Annotated in this window: 11 protein-coding genes and 1 tRNA gene; 3 read left to right on the top strand and 9 right to left on the bottom strand. The window is 44.8% G+C overall.

The window, feature by feature from the left end; genetic code table 11:
• Positions 1-34: 34 nt before the first annotated feature.
• The 5 genes from ACM0P2_RS02250 to purE form a co-directional block, all read right to left on the bottom strand.
• Positions 35-508, bottom strand: coding sequence for a Dps family protein (locus ACM0P2_RS02250; protein WP_105930478.1), 474 nt, complete (start codon positions 506-508; stop codon positions 35-37).
• Between the two features lie 163 nt (positions 509-671).
• Positions 672-1,193, bottom strand: coding sequence for a copper chaperone PCu(A)C (locus tag ACM0P2_RS02245; protein WP_419227218.1), 522 nt, complete (start codon positions 1,191-1,193; stop codon positions 672-674).
• A gap of 65 nt (positions 1,194-1,258) precedes the next feature.
• Positions 1,259-1,334: transfer RNA gene (locus tag ACM0P2_RS02240), tRNA-Thr, on the bottom strand.
• A 62-nt stretch (positions 1,335-1,396) separates the two neighbouring features.
• Complete coding sequence (locus ACM0P2_RS02235) at positions 1,397-2,533, bottom strand: 5-(carboxyamino)imidazole ribonucleotide synthase (RefSeq protein ID WP_419227217.1); 1,137 nt, start codon at positions 2,531-2,533, stop codon at positions 1,397-1,399.
• Positions 2,530-3,024, bottom strand: a complete 495-nt coding sequence (purE, locus tag ACM0P2_RS02230) for a 5-(carboxyamino)imidazole ribonucleotide mutase (protein ID WP_105930481.1) — start codon at positions 3,022-3,024, stop codon at positions 2,530-2,532. The genes ACM0P2_RS02235 and purE overlap by 4 nt, the downstream gene beginning before the upstream one ends.
• 273 nt (positions 3,025-3,297) lie before the next feature.
• Between purE and nhaA the strand changes: the two genes are divergently transcribed.
• Positions 3,298-4,575 carry a Na+/H+ antiporter NhaA gene (gene nhaA / locus ACM0P2_RS02225; RefSeq protein ID WP_419227216.1) on the top strand — a complete coding sequence of 426 codons (1,278 nt, stop codon included), beginning with the start codon at positions 3,298-3,300 and terminating at the stop codon, positions 4,573-4,575.
• Here nhaA and ACM0P2_RS02220 read toward each other — a convergent pair.
• The 4 genes from ACM0P2_RS02220 to trxA form a co-directional block, all read right to left on the bottom strand.
• Positions 4,537-7,368: an ATP-binding protein gene (locus tag ACM0P2_RS02220; protein WP_419227215.1), complete on the bottom strand. Its 2,832-nt coding sequence runs from the start codon at positions 7,366-7,368 to the stop codon at positions 4,537-4,539. The genes nhaA and ACM0P2_RS02220 overlap by 39 nt on opposite strands.
• A 22-nt stretch (positions 7,369-7,390) precedes the next feature.
• Positions 7,391-8,689 carry an amidohydrolase gene (locus ACM0P2_RS02215; protein ID WP_120963412.1) on the bottom strand — a complete coding sequence of 433 codons (1,299 nt, stop codon included), beginning with the start codon at positions 8,687-8,689 and terminating at the stop codon, positions 7,391-7,393.
• A gap of 212 nt (positions 8,690-8,901) precedes the next feature.
• On the bottom strand, positions 8,902-10,167 hold the full coding sequence (rho, locus tag ACM0P2_RS02210) for a transcription termination factor Rho (protein WP_105930485.1): 1,266 nt from the start codon (positions 10,165-10,167) through the stop codon (positions 8,902-8,904).
• Positions 10,168-10,436: 269 nt separating this feature from the next.
• Positions 10,437-10,763 carry a thioredoxin TrxA gene (gene trxA, locus ACM0P2_RS02205; RefSeq protein ID WP_044055842.1) on the bottom strand — a complete coding sequence of 109 codons (327 nt, stop codon included), beginning with the start codon at positions 10,761-10,763 and terminating at the stop codon, positions 10,437-10,439.
• A gap of 100 nt (positions 10,764-10,863) precedes the next feature.
• Here trxA and rhlB point away from each other — a divergent pair, with 100 nt between their 5' ends.
• Together rhlB and ACM0P2_RS02195 are read left to right on the top strand one after the other, a co-directional pair.
• Positions 10,864-12,150: an ATP-dependent RNA helicase RhlB gene (rhlB, locus tag ACM0P2_RS02200; protein WP_419227214.1), complete on the top strand. Its 1,287-nt coding sequence runs from the start codon at positions 10,864-10,866 to the stop codon at positions 12,148-12,150.
• A 52-nt stretch (positions 12,151-12,202) separates the two neighbouring features.
• The gene (locus ACM0P2_RS02195; protein ID WP_159119712.1) at positions 12,203-13,714 is read left to right on the top strand and encodes a guanosine-5'-triphosphate,3'-diphosphate pyrophosphatase; all 1,512 of its coding nucleotides are present in this window, start codon (positions 12,203-12,205) and stop codon (positions 13,712-13,714) included.
• Positions 13,715-13,758: the final 44 nt, after the last annotated feature.

Raw genomic sequence — 13,758 nt, 5'->3', positions numbered from 1 at the left:
TCCCTGACGGGATTAATCGACATATATTATCGGTTTATCGAGGTAAGGTTGCGCGAAGCATCCATGCGGTTTTTTCGTGTACACGCATGCGGTCGCCAATTAGTGCAGCTGATGACTCGTCGTCAGCATCTTGCGCTAGCTTCAGCGATTCTCTACACGTTTTTACTACTTGCTCGTGGCCATGGGTGAGCAGACGAACCATTTCCGTCGCCTCTGGCACGCCCTCTACTTCTTCAATTGAACTTAGCTCCGCGAAAGACTTGTACGTACCAGGAGCGGCTACACCTAGGGTACGTATACGCTCTGCGATTTCATCTACCGCTTCTGCAAGTTCGGTGTAATGCTCTTCGAACATTAAGTGAAGTTCGCGGAACTGCGGGCCTTCAACGTTCCAATGAAAGTTATGTGTCTGTAGATACAATGTGTAAGAGTCTGCCAGCAGCTTCTTAAGACCTTCTGCTACTGCATTACGATCGCTCTCAGAGATACCAATATCAATCTTGCTCATTTCACACTCCTTAGTGTACAACTCTGTTGAATTTAGCTTCGGCTATTTAGCTAGGCCGTAACATCATGGTTTAATAGTACTACAGAAATTTTGATTTAGATTAACGGTTAAATTGATTGCGCTTATCGCCTTATTCGATGGCGACGTTATTATAACGTTTTGATTAATGGTGGTTGTGATGACTTTTCGCATCGTCTTTTTTGACAGGCAGTGTAATGTCGAGTTCATCATTGCCTTCAAAAATTAAGGTAAGTTTTAATTCACTGCCTTCAACTAAGCCTTTGTTCAAACCCAACAGCATAATGTGATAGCCGCCAGACTCGAATGACACCATTTCACCAGCGCCTATCGTTACACCATCTGCAAGCTCACGCATTTTCATAACATCGCCTTCCATAACGGTAGTGTGAATTTGCGCATCGCTGGCCAGTTCTTCAGGGACAGTTACACTGGTCAGTATTTTATCTTTATCGCTTTGATTATGTAGCGTGAAGTAAACCGCACCAGTTTTCGCTAGGGGGAACGTTGCTCTGGCATAACCGTCCATCACCATGATATCGGTTTGCTGGTTAACGTGATGCTCTTGATGCCCATGAGCAAAAGCTATAGAAGACGCATAAAAGCTCAACGCTGTGATATAAGTAGCAGTAAGTATTGGCTTTAGAAGTTTGGATAGATAGCTCATACATTAAGTTCCAAAGTGATAATTGGAACCAGTGTACGTAAGATTGGCATAGGAAAAAAGAAAAATGGTGCCGACTGCCGGAATCGAACTGGCGACCTACTGATTACAAGTCAGTTGCTCTACCAACTGAGCTAAGTCGGCACACTTTTTTAAAACCGCTGCCTAGACAGCGGATGCGTATTCTAGCGATAAACGCGTGGGTGTCAACCTTTTAATCGTGTTGCTTCACCAACTAATTTCGGGAAGTACTCAAGTGGCAAATATTTACTCAATGCCATGAGCTTTTCACCTAAACTTTCGTAGCTGTTGGTGGTGACATTAATGTGACCCATTTTACGCTTTTCACGCACAGACTTTCCGTACCAGTGAAGGTGGCTACCATCAATACTGAGAAGGTCTCTTGAGAAGCTACTGCAACCGATGATATTAACCATGGCGCTTGGACCAATAGCTGAGGTATCGCCCAGCGGCAAACCACAAACAGCGCGTAGATGATTCTCGAACTGGCTTGTGACCGCACCTGACTGACTCCAATGGCCAGAATTGTGCACTCGAGGGGCTAGTTCATTCACTAGTAGCGTGTTACCTACCTGGAATAATTCCACGGCAAGTACGCCCACATAATCCATCCCTTCTGCCAGCTTCACGAATATGTCGTGCGCTTGCGTTTGCAACGCTTCATCGACATGTGTTGCCGGCGCAACAGATACATGCAGTTGGCCTTGATGATGTAAGTTTTCAGCAAGTGGATAGGTTCTAACATCGCCATTCGCATTGCGCACGCCAATAAGCGATAGCTCTCTATCGAAATCCACCATTTTTTCAACAACAAGCGGAACGGTTTCTAAGTCTAACCCTTGAAGAGAATTTTTCAGCGCTGGCAAATCGGCTTCATCACTTAGTCGCCACTGACCGTAACCGTCGTATCCATCACGACTTGCTTTAAGAATAAGCTTAGAACCAAGCTGCTTAATGCAATCATCTAGCTGAGCAAGGTCTGTCACAATCTGATGTTCGCAATTCGCCACCTGCATGCTTTCAAGTAACTTTTTTTCGCGAACGCGGTCTGCGCCGACAAGAATACTGTCAATATTGGGCATCAACTTATTCGTCTTAGCCGCATCTTCTAGCAGTCTTTCAGGCACATGCTCAAACTCTACCGTCAACGCGTCTGCATCTTCTAGCGCTTGAGCAAGCGATAAATCGAGTGGTGTTTTGCTAACTGGATGTACAACGGAATCGTTGTTTACGTCCACAGCTTGAACTTCAATACCTAGTGGACTTCCCGCTAGGTACATCATTTGAGCAAGTTGGCCTGCGCCGTAAACGACTACTCTCATTCATCTAACTCCAATGTGTTGCTTGACGCTAGAACGGTTTCGGTTTGAGATTTTCTAAAAGCAATAACCGCATCACGTACACTTTCTTCTTGAAGTGCAACTACTTGCGCTGCCAGAAGACCTGCATTAGCGGCTCCCGCCTCACCGATAGCCAATGTACCTACCGCAACGCCCTTGGGCATTTGAACAATTGAGAGAAGTGAATCTAACCCATTTAATGCTTTTGATTTAACTGGGCACCCGAACACAGGTAAATGCGTATGTGCGGCAATCATGCCCGGTAAGTGAGCTGCGCCACCTGCGCCAGCAATGATTGCGCTGAAACCTTCATCAGCAGCATTTTCTGCAAACTCTACTAGCAAGTTAGGTGTGCGATGCGCCGACACCACCTTCGCTTCAAATTCAACACCAAACGACTTCAGCATCTTTGCGGCCTGCTGCATAGTAGGCCAGTCTGAAGTTGAACCCATTACAATCGCGACTTTTGCCATCTAGAGATCCTCGAGGTAGGTAAAATGGTCAACCTTGGAAAGCCGGCGATTGTAGCCTAAAACAGTTTAAAATCCCACCGCAAATACCGCCAAACAAAGTGTCAGCAGCAAAACGCCAACATGAGTTTAAAACTCGTTTAGGTGATCTTTCACCGTGAGGTAGCCCGTATTAACTATAATTAATTTATACGCTTAAACTAGCCTGAATTGCACGGGTTAAGAAGGTCGCCAACCTTTTTTTTGAACTTAGTAGCAAGGCATTAGAGGTTATTAATGACAGATAAGCATGAAAACGATGTACTCGATGATGTTATCGAAGAAGTACAAGATGTGGTATCTGATTTCCTGAATAGAGAAGCTGCGCCGGGCATTTTGCTTATGGGGGCTACGCTTTTGGCGCTTATTATCGCCAATTCTCCTTTAGATTTTATGTACGACAAGCTAATTAGTATGCCTGTACAGATTTCAGCGGGAAGTTGGGCTATCGATAAACCCCTGTTGCTCTGGATAAACGATGGCTTTATGGCCATCTTCTTTTTCCATGTTGGCTTAGAGCTTAAACGGGAAGTATGTGAAGGTGAATTAGCAAACCCAAAAGATATAATTTTACCCGCTGCGGGAGCCATTGGTGGAATGGCGCTGCCGGCGCTCATTTATGTAGGCATAAATTATGACAACCCGGTCGCGATAGCAGGCTGGGCAATCCCTGCTGCAACAGATATCGCCTTTGCGCTAGGCATTCTCGCGTTGTTAGGTAGTCGGGTGCCTACCAGTCTTAAGGTATTTCTTGTAACCCTTGCGATTATAGATGACATCGGTGCTATCATTATCATCGCGCTATTCTACACCGAGAATATAACCACTGGAGCGCTCGCTATTGCAGCGGGATGTTTGCTGTTGCTGTGGCAGATGAATAAACGAAATGTTGTCGACATTCCAGCATATGTCCTTGTTGGCATTGTTTTGTGGGTTGCTATGCTTAAGTCTGGCGTACACGCTACCCTTGCTGGTGTCGTGCTGGCCGCTTTCATTCCTATGCGAGACCAGAAAGATGAATCATACTCTCCTGTCACCCGACTTGAGCACGGTCTTAACGGCTCAGTGAGCTTCGCAATACTCCCATTATTTGCATTTGCCAACGCTGGGATCAGTTTTGGCAACATTAGCCCAGAGGGTATTTTTCACCCCGTCACGTTCGGGATCTTTTTGGGGCTAGTCATCGGGAAACAAATAGGCGTCTTTGGCTTCTGTTATTTGATGGTAAAACTTAACCTAGCTAAACTGCCGGCGGACCTTAATTTTAAGCACATTTATGGCTGCGCTTTGCTCTGCGGGGTAGGCTTCACTATGAGTTTATTTATTGGTGGTCTTGCCTTCGTACAAACAGGCATAAACCAAATCTTTGACGAACGTGTAGGGATTCTGGCAGGCTCTCTAGTATCAGCATTACTCGGCTATATTGTGCTTCGCTTAGTGAGTGAAACACCGGATGGTGACAACACTGATGTTGCTTCAAACGCGAGTAAGCTGACTGGAAATACAGTCAAATAGTACCTGTTTACGAATAGGTTTGCTCAGATGTGCATTCATGCCTGCTGCCAAGCAGGCATTTTTGTCTTCGGCAAACACATTTGCAGTTAGCGCGATAATAATGAGGCTGTCTTTGTTTCTGCCTTCTCGCCTAATAATTTCAGCGGCGGCATACCCATCCATTACCGGCATCTGACAATCCATTAAAATGACATCAAAGTCGTGCTTGCGCTCTGCAATTACGGTGTCCTCACCGTTTCTTGTTCTAATGCATTTGACCTTTGTAGCCTTTAGCATATCCATCACTATCTCTGCGTTGATATCATTGTCCTCGGCAAGGAGTATCCGCAAGCCAGGCGGTAGCGCAACCTGAGTTGCTTCGCTATTCTTTAGCGTGCTGCTTAGGTCCATTTCTCCTACCGAAGCAGGCATGACTAGCTTGAAGCTAGTTCCCTTACCTATTTCACTTTCAACGTTCAGTTGTCCGTTCAGCAACTCAACCAGCCCCTTTGTTATAGGCAAGCCTAACCCCGTTCCACCAAAGTGCCTTGTTGTGCTCGCATCAGCTTGCTCGAATTGCTCAAAAATAAGGTCTAGTTTCTCTGGAGGGATGCCAATTCCGGTGTCGGTAACGGCAATATTAAGCGCATTACTTCCGTAACTCACGCTTACCAATACCTCACCTTCACGGGTAAATTTGATGGCATTACTTAACAAATTATTAAGAATTTGGCTTAGCTTGCCAGCATCGAGGTTAAGCACGGCCGGCACATCATTTTCTATTTGCAGCTGAATGTCGTATCCCTTTGCAGCTGCTGTCGAGCGATAAAGCTCGCAGGATGCGTCGAGTAGCTCACGCAACACACAGCTTTGTATATCAATTTGCATCTTACCTGAGTCGATCTTCGACCAGTCTAATATGCTATCTAGAATCATTAACAAGTTGGCTGCCGAGCGTGAAATCACTTGAGCGCGGGCGCGGACATGTTCAGGCAAATCACTATCAAGCATAAGCTCGCATGATCCAATAATGCCGTTCATCGGTGTTCTTATTTCATGACTCATATTCGCAAGAAATTGAGTTTTGGCTACGTTAGCAGCCTCAGCCCTTTTAAGCGCGTATTCTAAGTGCTCCGTTTTTTCCGTTATTCGCGATTCTAACGATTGATTTAGCTCTCCGAGCTCAACGTTTAACATTTGCTCTGCTTTTCTTGCATCTTTAAGCTCAGCAAATGCCCCCCTAAGACGAGACTCTAAACTCATAAACTCATCGCTTAATGACGAGAGTTCTTGGATGTGAAGTGCGCGCTGAGGCGCTTCAGCAATGTCTTTATTCGACGGGTCAAAATCGGCGATGTAACGAACAAGACGGCGAATAGGGGCGCCCACCATTTTGGCCACGACGTACCCAGTGAATGTCCCAAACGCGGAGAGAGCCAATAGCAACAACAAATCTTTTAGTAAGTAGTTGCTCATTGATATGAGTAACAATCGTTTGTCGAAGTAATAGCTCACTCTCCAATTGGCGAATGACATAGTTTCAGTGAGCCTTAACCACGTTTTCCCCTGCACACCGTTTTCAATTTCAACACCGCATTGAGGTTCACAGGCGTAAACGGGTGCTTTGGATAAAGACTTTAAATCAAGGGCTTGAGATGCATAGATAACATCTCCTTTTTGATCTTCAATAAGCATTGAAAAGCCGTTTAAGCTTAAACGGTCAATAGCGGCAAAGCTTTTTAGAGAAAGCGACCCCTCTACAATTCCTTTTGGTAAGCCCTCTTTATCCAAAATTGGCGCCGATAACGCCACAATAGGATCGTTGCCGAACCCTCTTCCCTGAAACACGTTAGATAAATATGTCTTACCCGATTGCATCACTTCGTAAAAATAAGGCCGATAAGCAACATTAGGCACGCCGTTTCGCTGTGCTTTTTCGAGCATGCCAAAAGGGTAAGCATGGGTTATATCGCCGCTTTTATCCGCGATAAGAAACGTCAAAAATTCGGGGTTGTGAGACGCCAGAACCTCAAGTGAGGTAGACGCCGCATCATCGAAGCTTGCTTCCACTGCATCGCTGGAAAGAAGTTGAGCGGTGCTGGTGACTGCGTTTTGATGCTGTTTGATAAAGTTAGAGAGTTGGAACGCTAACACATTGACCCGCTGGGCCATGTAATTACGAATTTGTTGTTCTTGTTGATGCTGAAATAAGCTTACGGACAGATAGATTACTGCCATTGAAGCCACAAAGAAGCAGCCGGAAAAAAAGTAGCTAAATAGGAAGTGAAGCGTCACTCGTTGGGATTCACCGGATGTTTGCCGCTTTAATCCATGAATTGCTAAATAAGCAAAGTGACCCGTTATCAAACCAAATACACCGCTTACCCACGTTACCAGTACGCCGGAAAACAACATATTTACGTTGTCGCCATTATGCAATGAATGTTCAAGCAGTAATATTGGTAAAAAGACAATAGACCAGAAGCCTGCCCCAATTTTTATTACTTGTTTGAGTGATTTGTTATACCCGAAAAAACTGATTACGATGGGCAATAAAGTAAGGCTTTCTTTACCTACAATACTGCCGTGTTCTAGCCATAGTGGAATGCTAATGATTAGCGCAAGAGGAATTGAAAAAACAGGTGGGAATCGAAGTGAAGCGTAAACCGCAACGCCCACTCCAAAGACGGCTATGCCTGCACTGTCAAAAGGCGCAGCAAAGCTATTTATTCCGTAACCAAGTACGCAGGCAACTACAGCCTGTAGGGCCAGAGACCATGACAAAGAGTGTGAATTGATACTACCTGAATTCAACGCATGCCTCCGGCCATTGCACTCAGTGTTGAGCCATGTAGTCTAACGTAAAATTGGTTAGTAGCTTAACGCCTAACTTCATTCCCGCATCATCGACATAAAACTCTGGGGTATGGTGTGCAGGGCTGTCTTTCTCAGATACATCGAGAGGCTTCCCCCCTACCCACACGTACAAGCCGGGTACTTGTTCTTGAAAGAAAGAAAAGTCCTCTGCGCCTGTAACGGGCTTAGAAAGTAAGGTATTTTCTGCACCAGCGGTGCGCTGCATTGTTGGTAACATTGCCTGCGTCAATTCTGGGTCGTTATAAGTGATGGGATAAGAATAGTCTAACGGCAAAGTAAGTTCTGCCTCAGCCCCCATACTCTCTGCTATCGCTTTTACTTTACGAGGAAGCGATTCATAGATGTGTTCTCGGGCTGCCTTGTTAAGCGTTCGTATTGTCCCGACCATTTCTACTTCATTGGGAATAATGTTTGAGCGGTTACCGCCATGAATAGAGCCTATAGAAACTACAGCGGCGTCATCAATGAGTTTTAGCTCACGGCTTACAATGGTTTGAATTGACATGATCATTTGCGCGGCAGTCACTACCGGGTCCACACTCTTCCATGGATAAGCACCGTGCGCTTGTTTACCGTGTATCACAATTTTAAACGGATCAACCGCCGCCATAGTACCACCCGCGTTGTAACGAACTTTACCCACGTCGGTATTGGCATTAATGTGAAGACCAAAGATAGCATCAACGTCTGGATTTTTAAGCACCCCTTCGGCGACCATCACTTCAGCGCCACCCTTTTCCCCTGCTGGCGCACCTTCTTCGGCTGGCTGGAATATAAATTTCACTTTACCTTTTAACTCACCTTTCATGTCAGTGAGTATTTTTGCTGCCCCCATTAGCATGGCCATGTGTGTATCGTGACCACAAGCGTGCATCACTGGGACCTCTTTGCCGTTATATTCACCCACTTGGGTAGAACGGTAACTTAAATCATTTTGTTCTTTAACTGGAAGCCCGTCCATATCGGCACGAAGGGCAACAACGGGGCCTGGATTTCCAGAGTCTAAAATGGCTACAACGCCTGTTTTAGCTACGCCCGTTTGTACATCTAACCCCAAACTTTTAAGATAGTTAGCAACATACTCTGCGGTTTTGAATTCTCGATTTGATAGCTCTGGAAATTCATGGAAGTGATGACGCCATTTGATAACGTCAGGCTCTACTTTATCGGCCAGCTCATCAACATTAATTTGGCTGGTTGCGTTCGCAGACGCACAAACCAACCCAACAAAAGCAAGTGACAACAATTTTCGATGCATAGTTATTTCCTTTGGTGTTTTTAGACAGAGTAATTCATCTACAGAAAGAAGACACCACTGAAATTATTATTGTTGGGACAAATAGAGCGTTGAAACTACCCGATTCAATAGATTGAAGATATTAGCCGAAAGTATAATTAATGAGGTTCTTTGAAATCGATCAATAAAAAAGGCGCCTGTTGGCGCCTTCTACTTAATTATCAATTAATTGCTTAGCTCTTTTGTCTACGCATAGCATCGAAAAACTCATTATTAGTTTTTGTCATTGACAGTTTGCTAATGAGGAAGTCCATGGCGTCAATCTCTGACATTTCATGAACAATTTTGCGTAGGATCCACATTTTCTGAAGCTCGTCTTGGGTGGTAAGTAACTCCTCACGACGCGTACCAGAGCGGTTGAAGTCGATAGCTGGGAAGACACGCTTTTCCGCAATCTTGCGGTTCAGGTGTAGTTCCATGTTACCTGTACCTTTGAACTCTTCGTAGATAACTTCATCCATTTTAGAGCCGGTATCGATAAGCGCTGTAGCGATAATCGTTAAGCTTCCGCCTTCTTCAACGTTACGTGCAGCACCGAAGAAGCGCTTAGGCTTGTGAAGGGCATTTGCATCAACACCACCGGTAAGTACTTTACCTGACGAAGGAATAACCGTGTTATATGCACGCGCTAAACGGGTAATCGAGTCAAGAAGAATAACTACGTCCTTCTTGTGCTCAACTAAGCGCTTCGCCTTTTCAATAACCATTTCGGCAACTTGTACGTGACGGCTCGCTGGTTCATCAAACGTTGATGCAACCACTTCACCTTGAACAAGGCGATGCATCTCGGTAACTTCTTCAGGACGCTCGTCAATAAGCAATACCATCAGCTCACAGTCTGGGTGATTCGCCGCAATCGATTGTGCAATGTTCTGCAGTAAAAGGGTCTTACCTGCTTTAGGTGGTGCAACGATAAGTCCGCGCTGGCCTTTACCGATTGGAGACGCCAAGTCAAGAACACGCGCTGTAATATCTTCTGTTGAACCGTTACCACGCTCCATACGCAAACGATCTGCAGCATGTAGAGGAGTAAGGTTTTCAAAGAGGATTTTATTACGAGAGTTTTCAGGTTTGTCGAAGTTTACTTCACGGATTTTTAAAAGGGCGAAGTAACGTTCACTGTCTTTAGGAGGACGTATTTTTCCTGCAATCGTATCACCGGTGCGCAGGTTAAAGCGTCGGATTTGGCTTGGCGACACGTAGATGTCGTCAGGACCTGCTAGATACGATGAATCAGCTGAGCGTAGAAAGCCGAAACCGTCCTGTAAAATTTCTAGTACCCCGTCCCCAAAGATGTCTTCACCGCTTTTTGCGTGCGTCTTTAAGATCGAGAAAATGATGTCTTGTTTTCTGGCGCGTGCCATGTTTTCCAGGCCCATTTCCTCGGCCAGGTTAACCAACTCGCTTATTGGTTTGTTCTTTAATTCAGTTAAATTCATACTGGTGGGTCTTTGTGCTTGAACTTCGCTTACAGGACTTATTGTCACTCTGTTCTAGTTTAGATTTGATATCACCCGGATATGGGCGTAAGCAGAATGCTGCTCGGATGAGCGCTGAAGAAAAGTTAGCACTATATTTAGACAACGTCCAGCGTTTTACTACCGAAATGTTAAATAAATTGCAACTCTTTCTCCTAGAATGGAGCTTTGGGACCTGTGACTTGAATAAAAACCGGCACTTATTAGCACCGGTTTTTTATTATTTTCAATTAAAGATTTTCGTTAAGAAACTCTGTTAATTGTGCTTTTGATAAGGCACCAACTTTCGTTGCAGCAACGTTACCATTTTTGAAAAGAAGCAATGTAGGAATACCACGAATACCATATTTAGGTGGAGTTTCGTTATTTTCATCGACATTCAACTTGCCAACTGTTAACTTGCCTTCAAACTCGTTCGCAACTTCTTCTAAGATTGGTGCGATCATTTTACACGGGCCACACCATTCGGCCCAGAAGTCAACCAGTACAGGACCTTCAGCATTGATAACATCTGCTTCGAATTTATCGTCAGATAACTGGATAATTTTGTCGCTCATTCTTTTCTCCATTATTGGTCTGTCGCTGATTTGTCTCAGCCCGACCATAAGTGTTATATAGAAACTGTTTTTTAATGCAAGCACTGATAAGCTATAAGCTATGCCTACTCACTTAACTGATACTCATTTTTCCGACCTGCCGATTAACGGCAAGGTTGTTGACGCCTTAACGGCAGCTAATTTTTCACATTGTACACCAATTCAAGCACTTGCACTGCCTCCATTATTAGAAGGACACGACATTGCAGGTCAGGCTCAAACAGGAACCGGTAAAACTATTGCCTTTTTGGTGGCTACATTTCACTATTTGCTAAGCAAAGCAGAAAATGAAGACAACAGCAAATCAAATGGCCCGCGCGCTATCATTATGGCGCCAACCAGAGAACTCGCCGTTCAAATTTATAACGACGCCAAGCTCCTTAGTGAGCACACCGGATTGTCGCTTGGTTTGATTTATGGGGGCGAAGGTTACCAAAGTCAACGTGAAACTTTGGAAGAAGGGGTGGATATTATTATCGGCACGACAGGACGCATTCTGGATTATTATAAACAGAACGTGTTTACACTGAAAAATATTCAGGTTGCCGTGCTAGATGAAGCCGATCGAATGTTCGATTTAGGTTTTATCAAAGATATTCGTTTCTTATTCCGTCGTATGCCACCTGCGAGCGAACGCTTAAGTATGCTGTTTTCAGCTACCCTTAGCTATCGCGTGCAAGAGCTGGCTTATGAACACATGAATAATCCAACTCACGTTCAAGTGGCACCCGAACAAACCACCGCTACCCGTGTATCGCAAGAATTGTTCTACCCTTCTGACGATGACAAAATGTTGCTGCTTCTCACTCTTATCGAAGAAGAGTGGCCAGAAAAAGCGATTGTCTTTGCCAACACTAAGAGCAGCTGCGAAAAAGTCACTGACTGGTTAACTGCTGATGGCCACCGCGTGGGCTTACTCAGCGGTGATGTTCCGCAGAAGAAACGCTTGGGAATACTTGAAGACTTCACTAAGGGTAACCTGGATATTTTGGTTGCGACAGATGTTGCGGCTAGAGGTCTTCACATCGACGCCGTTACCCATGTTTTTAACTACGATCTTCCGGATGATGCCGAAGATTATGTACACCGTATAGGTCGTACAGGGCGTGCGGGACAAAGCGGTATCGCAATTAGTTTTGCTTGCGAAAAATATGCGCTTAATTTACCTGCAATTGAACAATACATTAACCAGACTATACCTGTGACTGATTATGATCGCAGTGCGCTTCTTGAAGATATTACGCCGCCCAAACCGCGTAGAAGACGTGCACCAAGTAATCGTAATACATCGCGTCGCGGAAATACTCGAGGCCGTGGAAAGCCCCAAAATCGAAACAATAGGGCGTAATAACAGAGCGCAATCATAAGGTATAAAGGTATTTAATTAGAATCGAGATATTATGCAGGCAGAACTCCAGCACAATGCACAAACCTACGGTGAGTATTATGCAGCCGTAGACTTAGGCTCTAACAGTTTTCACATGGTTATTGTTCATGTCGTTAATGGTAGTGTGCAAATAATAGGGAAGATTAAACAGAAGGTGCGTCTAGCTGCGGGGTTAGACAATGATTTAGCACTTGATGACGTTAGCATGGAACGCGGCTGGCAGTGCCTGCAGGTATTTTCGGAACGCCTGCAAGACATCCCCCCTTCAAATATCAAAATAGTGGCAACCGCTACATTGAGGCTTGCCACTAATGCCCATTTATTTATTACCAAAGCGGAAGAAATTCTAAACCATAAGCTAGAAGTAATAAGTGGTGAGGAAGAAGCCCGACAAATTTATCTTGGCGTAGCTTATACTTCAGCGAACCAAGGAAATAGCTTGGTTATTGATATTGGTGGCGCCAGCACTGAAATTATTATTGGTAACGACATGCAGCCTATCCACCTGAAAAGTTTGGATATGGGATGCGTGACGTTCATGGAGCGCTATTTCACCGGCGGTGAGATATCAAAAGAGTGCTTTGAAAACGCTAAATCTGCCGCACATGCATTGATAGCGCACGTGTCTGATGCGTTTTTGTGTTTCGATTGGGAGAACTGCCTCGGCGCGTCAGGTACGCCTCAAGCAATCACTGAAATTTTAGTGGCTCAGGGTATCAGCGACGCTATTCGCTTAGACTACCTCTATCACCTAGAGAAGCAATGCATCGATTGTGGTGATATTAAGTCACTTAATATTGACGGTCTTGAAGACAGCAGAAAAGCTATTTTTCCATCAGGGCTTGCTATCCTTATTAGCTTATTTGAAGCGTTACATATTGAACACATGAATATTTCTGGTGGCGCGCTTCGTGAAGGGCTTATTTATGGCATGCTAGACAACGTGACCGAGAACGATCGTCGTCAGCAAACCATTAATCAAACTAAGCAGCGCTATCACATCGACAAAAGCCATGCGGATTCGGTACGGCATGTTGCTATTAACTTGTGTCACCAGCTATGTGCTCAACAAAATATCTGCCATTTAGATACAGAGACTATTTTAGGGGCTGCCGCTCAGCTTCACGAGATAGGCCTTCACATCGAATATAAGCGTCATCATGAGCACGGTGAGTATATACTTACTTACATTGACTTGCCCGGTTTTACGCGACTTCAACGAGCCGCCATAAGAGATTTAGTTGCTCAGCATCGCCTGACAATGGGTGTCGAGGCTTTTGATAAGTACCACGAAGATTACCGACCTATGTTGAAAGGGCTGCTGCGGGTTTTACGCATCGCAGTTGTGTTGTGTTTACGACGTCAAAACAAGCATATTCCAGAAGTAAGTCTGGCATGTGAAGATAGTAAGTGGACACTAACATTCCCCGAAGGTTGGCTTAAGGCGCACCCGTTAATTAATGCAGAGTTAGCGAATGAGTGTTGGCTTCAGCACAAAGCTGGCTTTGAGCTAGTTTGTAAGTAATCACTATAGCTTTAGTGACAAGAAGAAAGCATAAAAAAGGCGTG

The sequence above is a fragment of the Alteromonas sp. OM2203 genome (genome assembly GCF_048517045.1).
Lineage (GTDB): Bacteria > Pseudomonadota > Gammaproteobacteria > Enterobacterales > Alteromonadaceae > Alteromonas > Alteromonas gracilis.
Note: the sequence above shows the minus strand (reverse complement) of the source record. Positions and strands in the feature narration are given on the sequence as shown.

Bases quoted from the DNA above. Each gene is read 5' to 3' on its own strand.
- ACM0P2_RS02250 (WP_105930478.1), bottom strand. From the start codon at position 508: ATGAGCAAGATTGATATTGGTATCTCTGAGAGCGATCGTAATGCAGTA.
- ACM0P2_RS02245 (WP_419227218.1), bottom strand. From the start codon at position 1,193: ATGAGCTATCTATCCAAACTTCTAAAGCCAATACTTACTGCTACTTAT.
- ACM0P2_RS02235 (WP_419227217.1), bottom strand. From the start codon at position 2,533: ATGAGAGTAGTCGTTTACGGCGCAGGCCAACTTGCTCAAATGATGTAC.
- purE (WP_105930481.1), bottom strand. From the start codon at position 3,024: ATGGCAAAAGTCGCGATTGTAATGGGTTCAACTTCAGACTGGCCTACT.
- nhaA (WP_419227216.1), top strand. From the start codon at position 3,298: ATGACAGATAAGCATGAAAACGATGTACTCGATGATGTTATCGAAGAA.
- ACM0P2_RS02215 (WP_120963412.1), bottom strand. From the start codon at position 8,689: ATGCATCGAAAATTGTTGTCACTTGCTTTTGTTGGGTTGGTTTGTGCG.
- rho (WP_105930485.1), bottom strand. From the start codon at position 10,167: ATGAATTTAACTGAATTAAAGAACAAACCAATAAGCGAGTTGGTTAAC.
- trxA (WP_044055842.1), bottom strand. From the start codon at position 10,763: ATGAGCGACAAAATTATCCAGTTATCTGACGATAAATTCGAAGCAGAT.
- rhlB (WP_419227214.1), top strand. From the start codon at position 10,864: ATGCCTACTCACTTAACTGATACTCATTTTTCCGACCTGCCGATTAAC.
- ACM0P2_RS02195 (WP_159119712.1), top strand. From the start codon at position 12,203: ATGCAGGCAGAACTCCAGCACAATGCACAAACCTACGGTGAGTATTAT.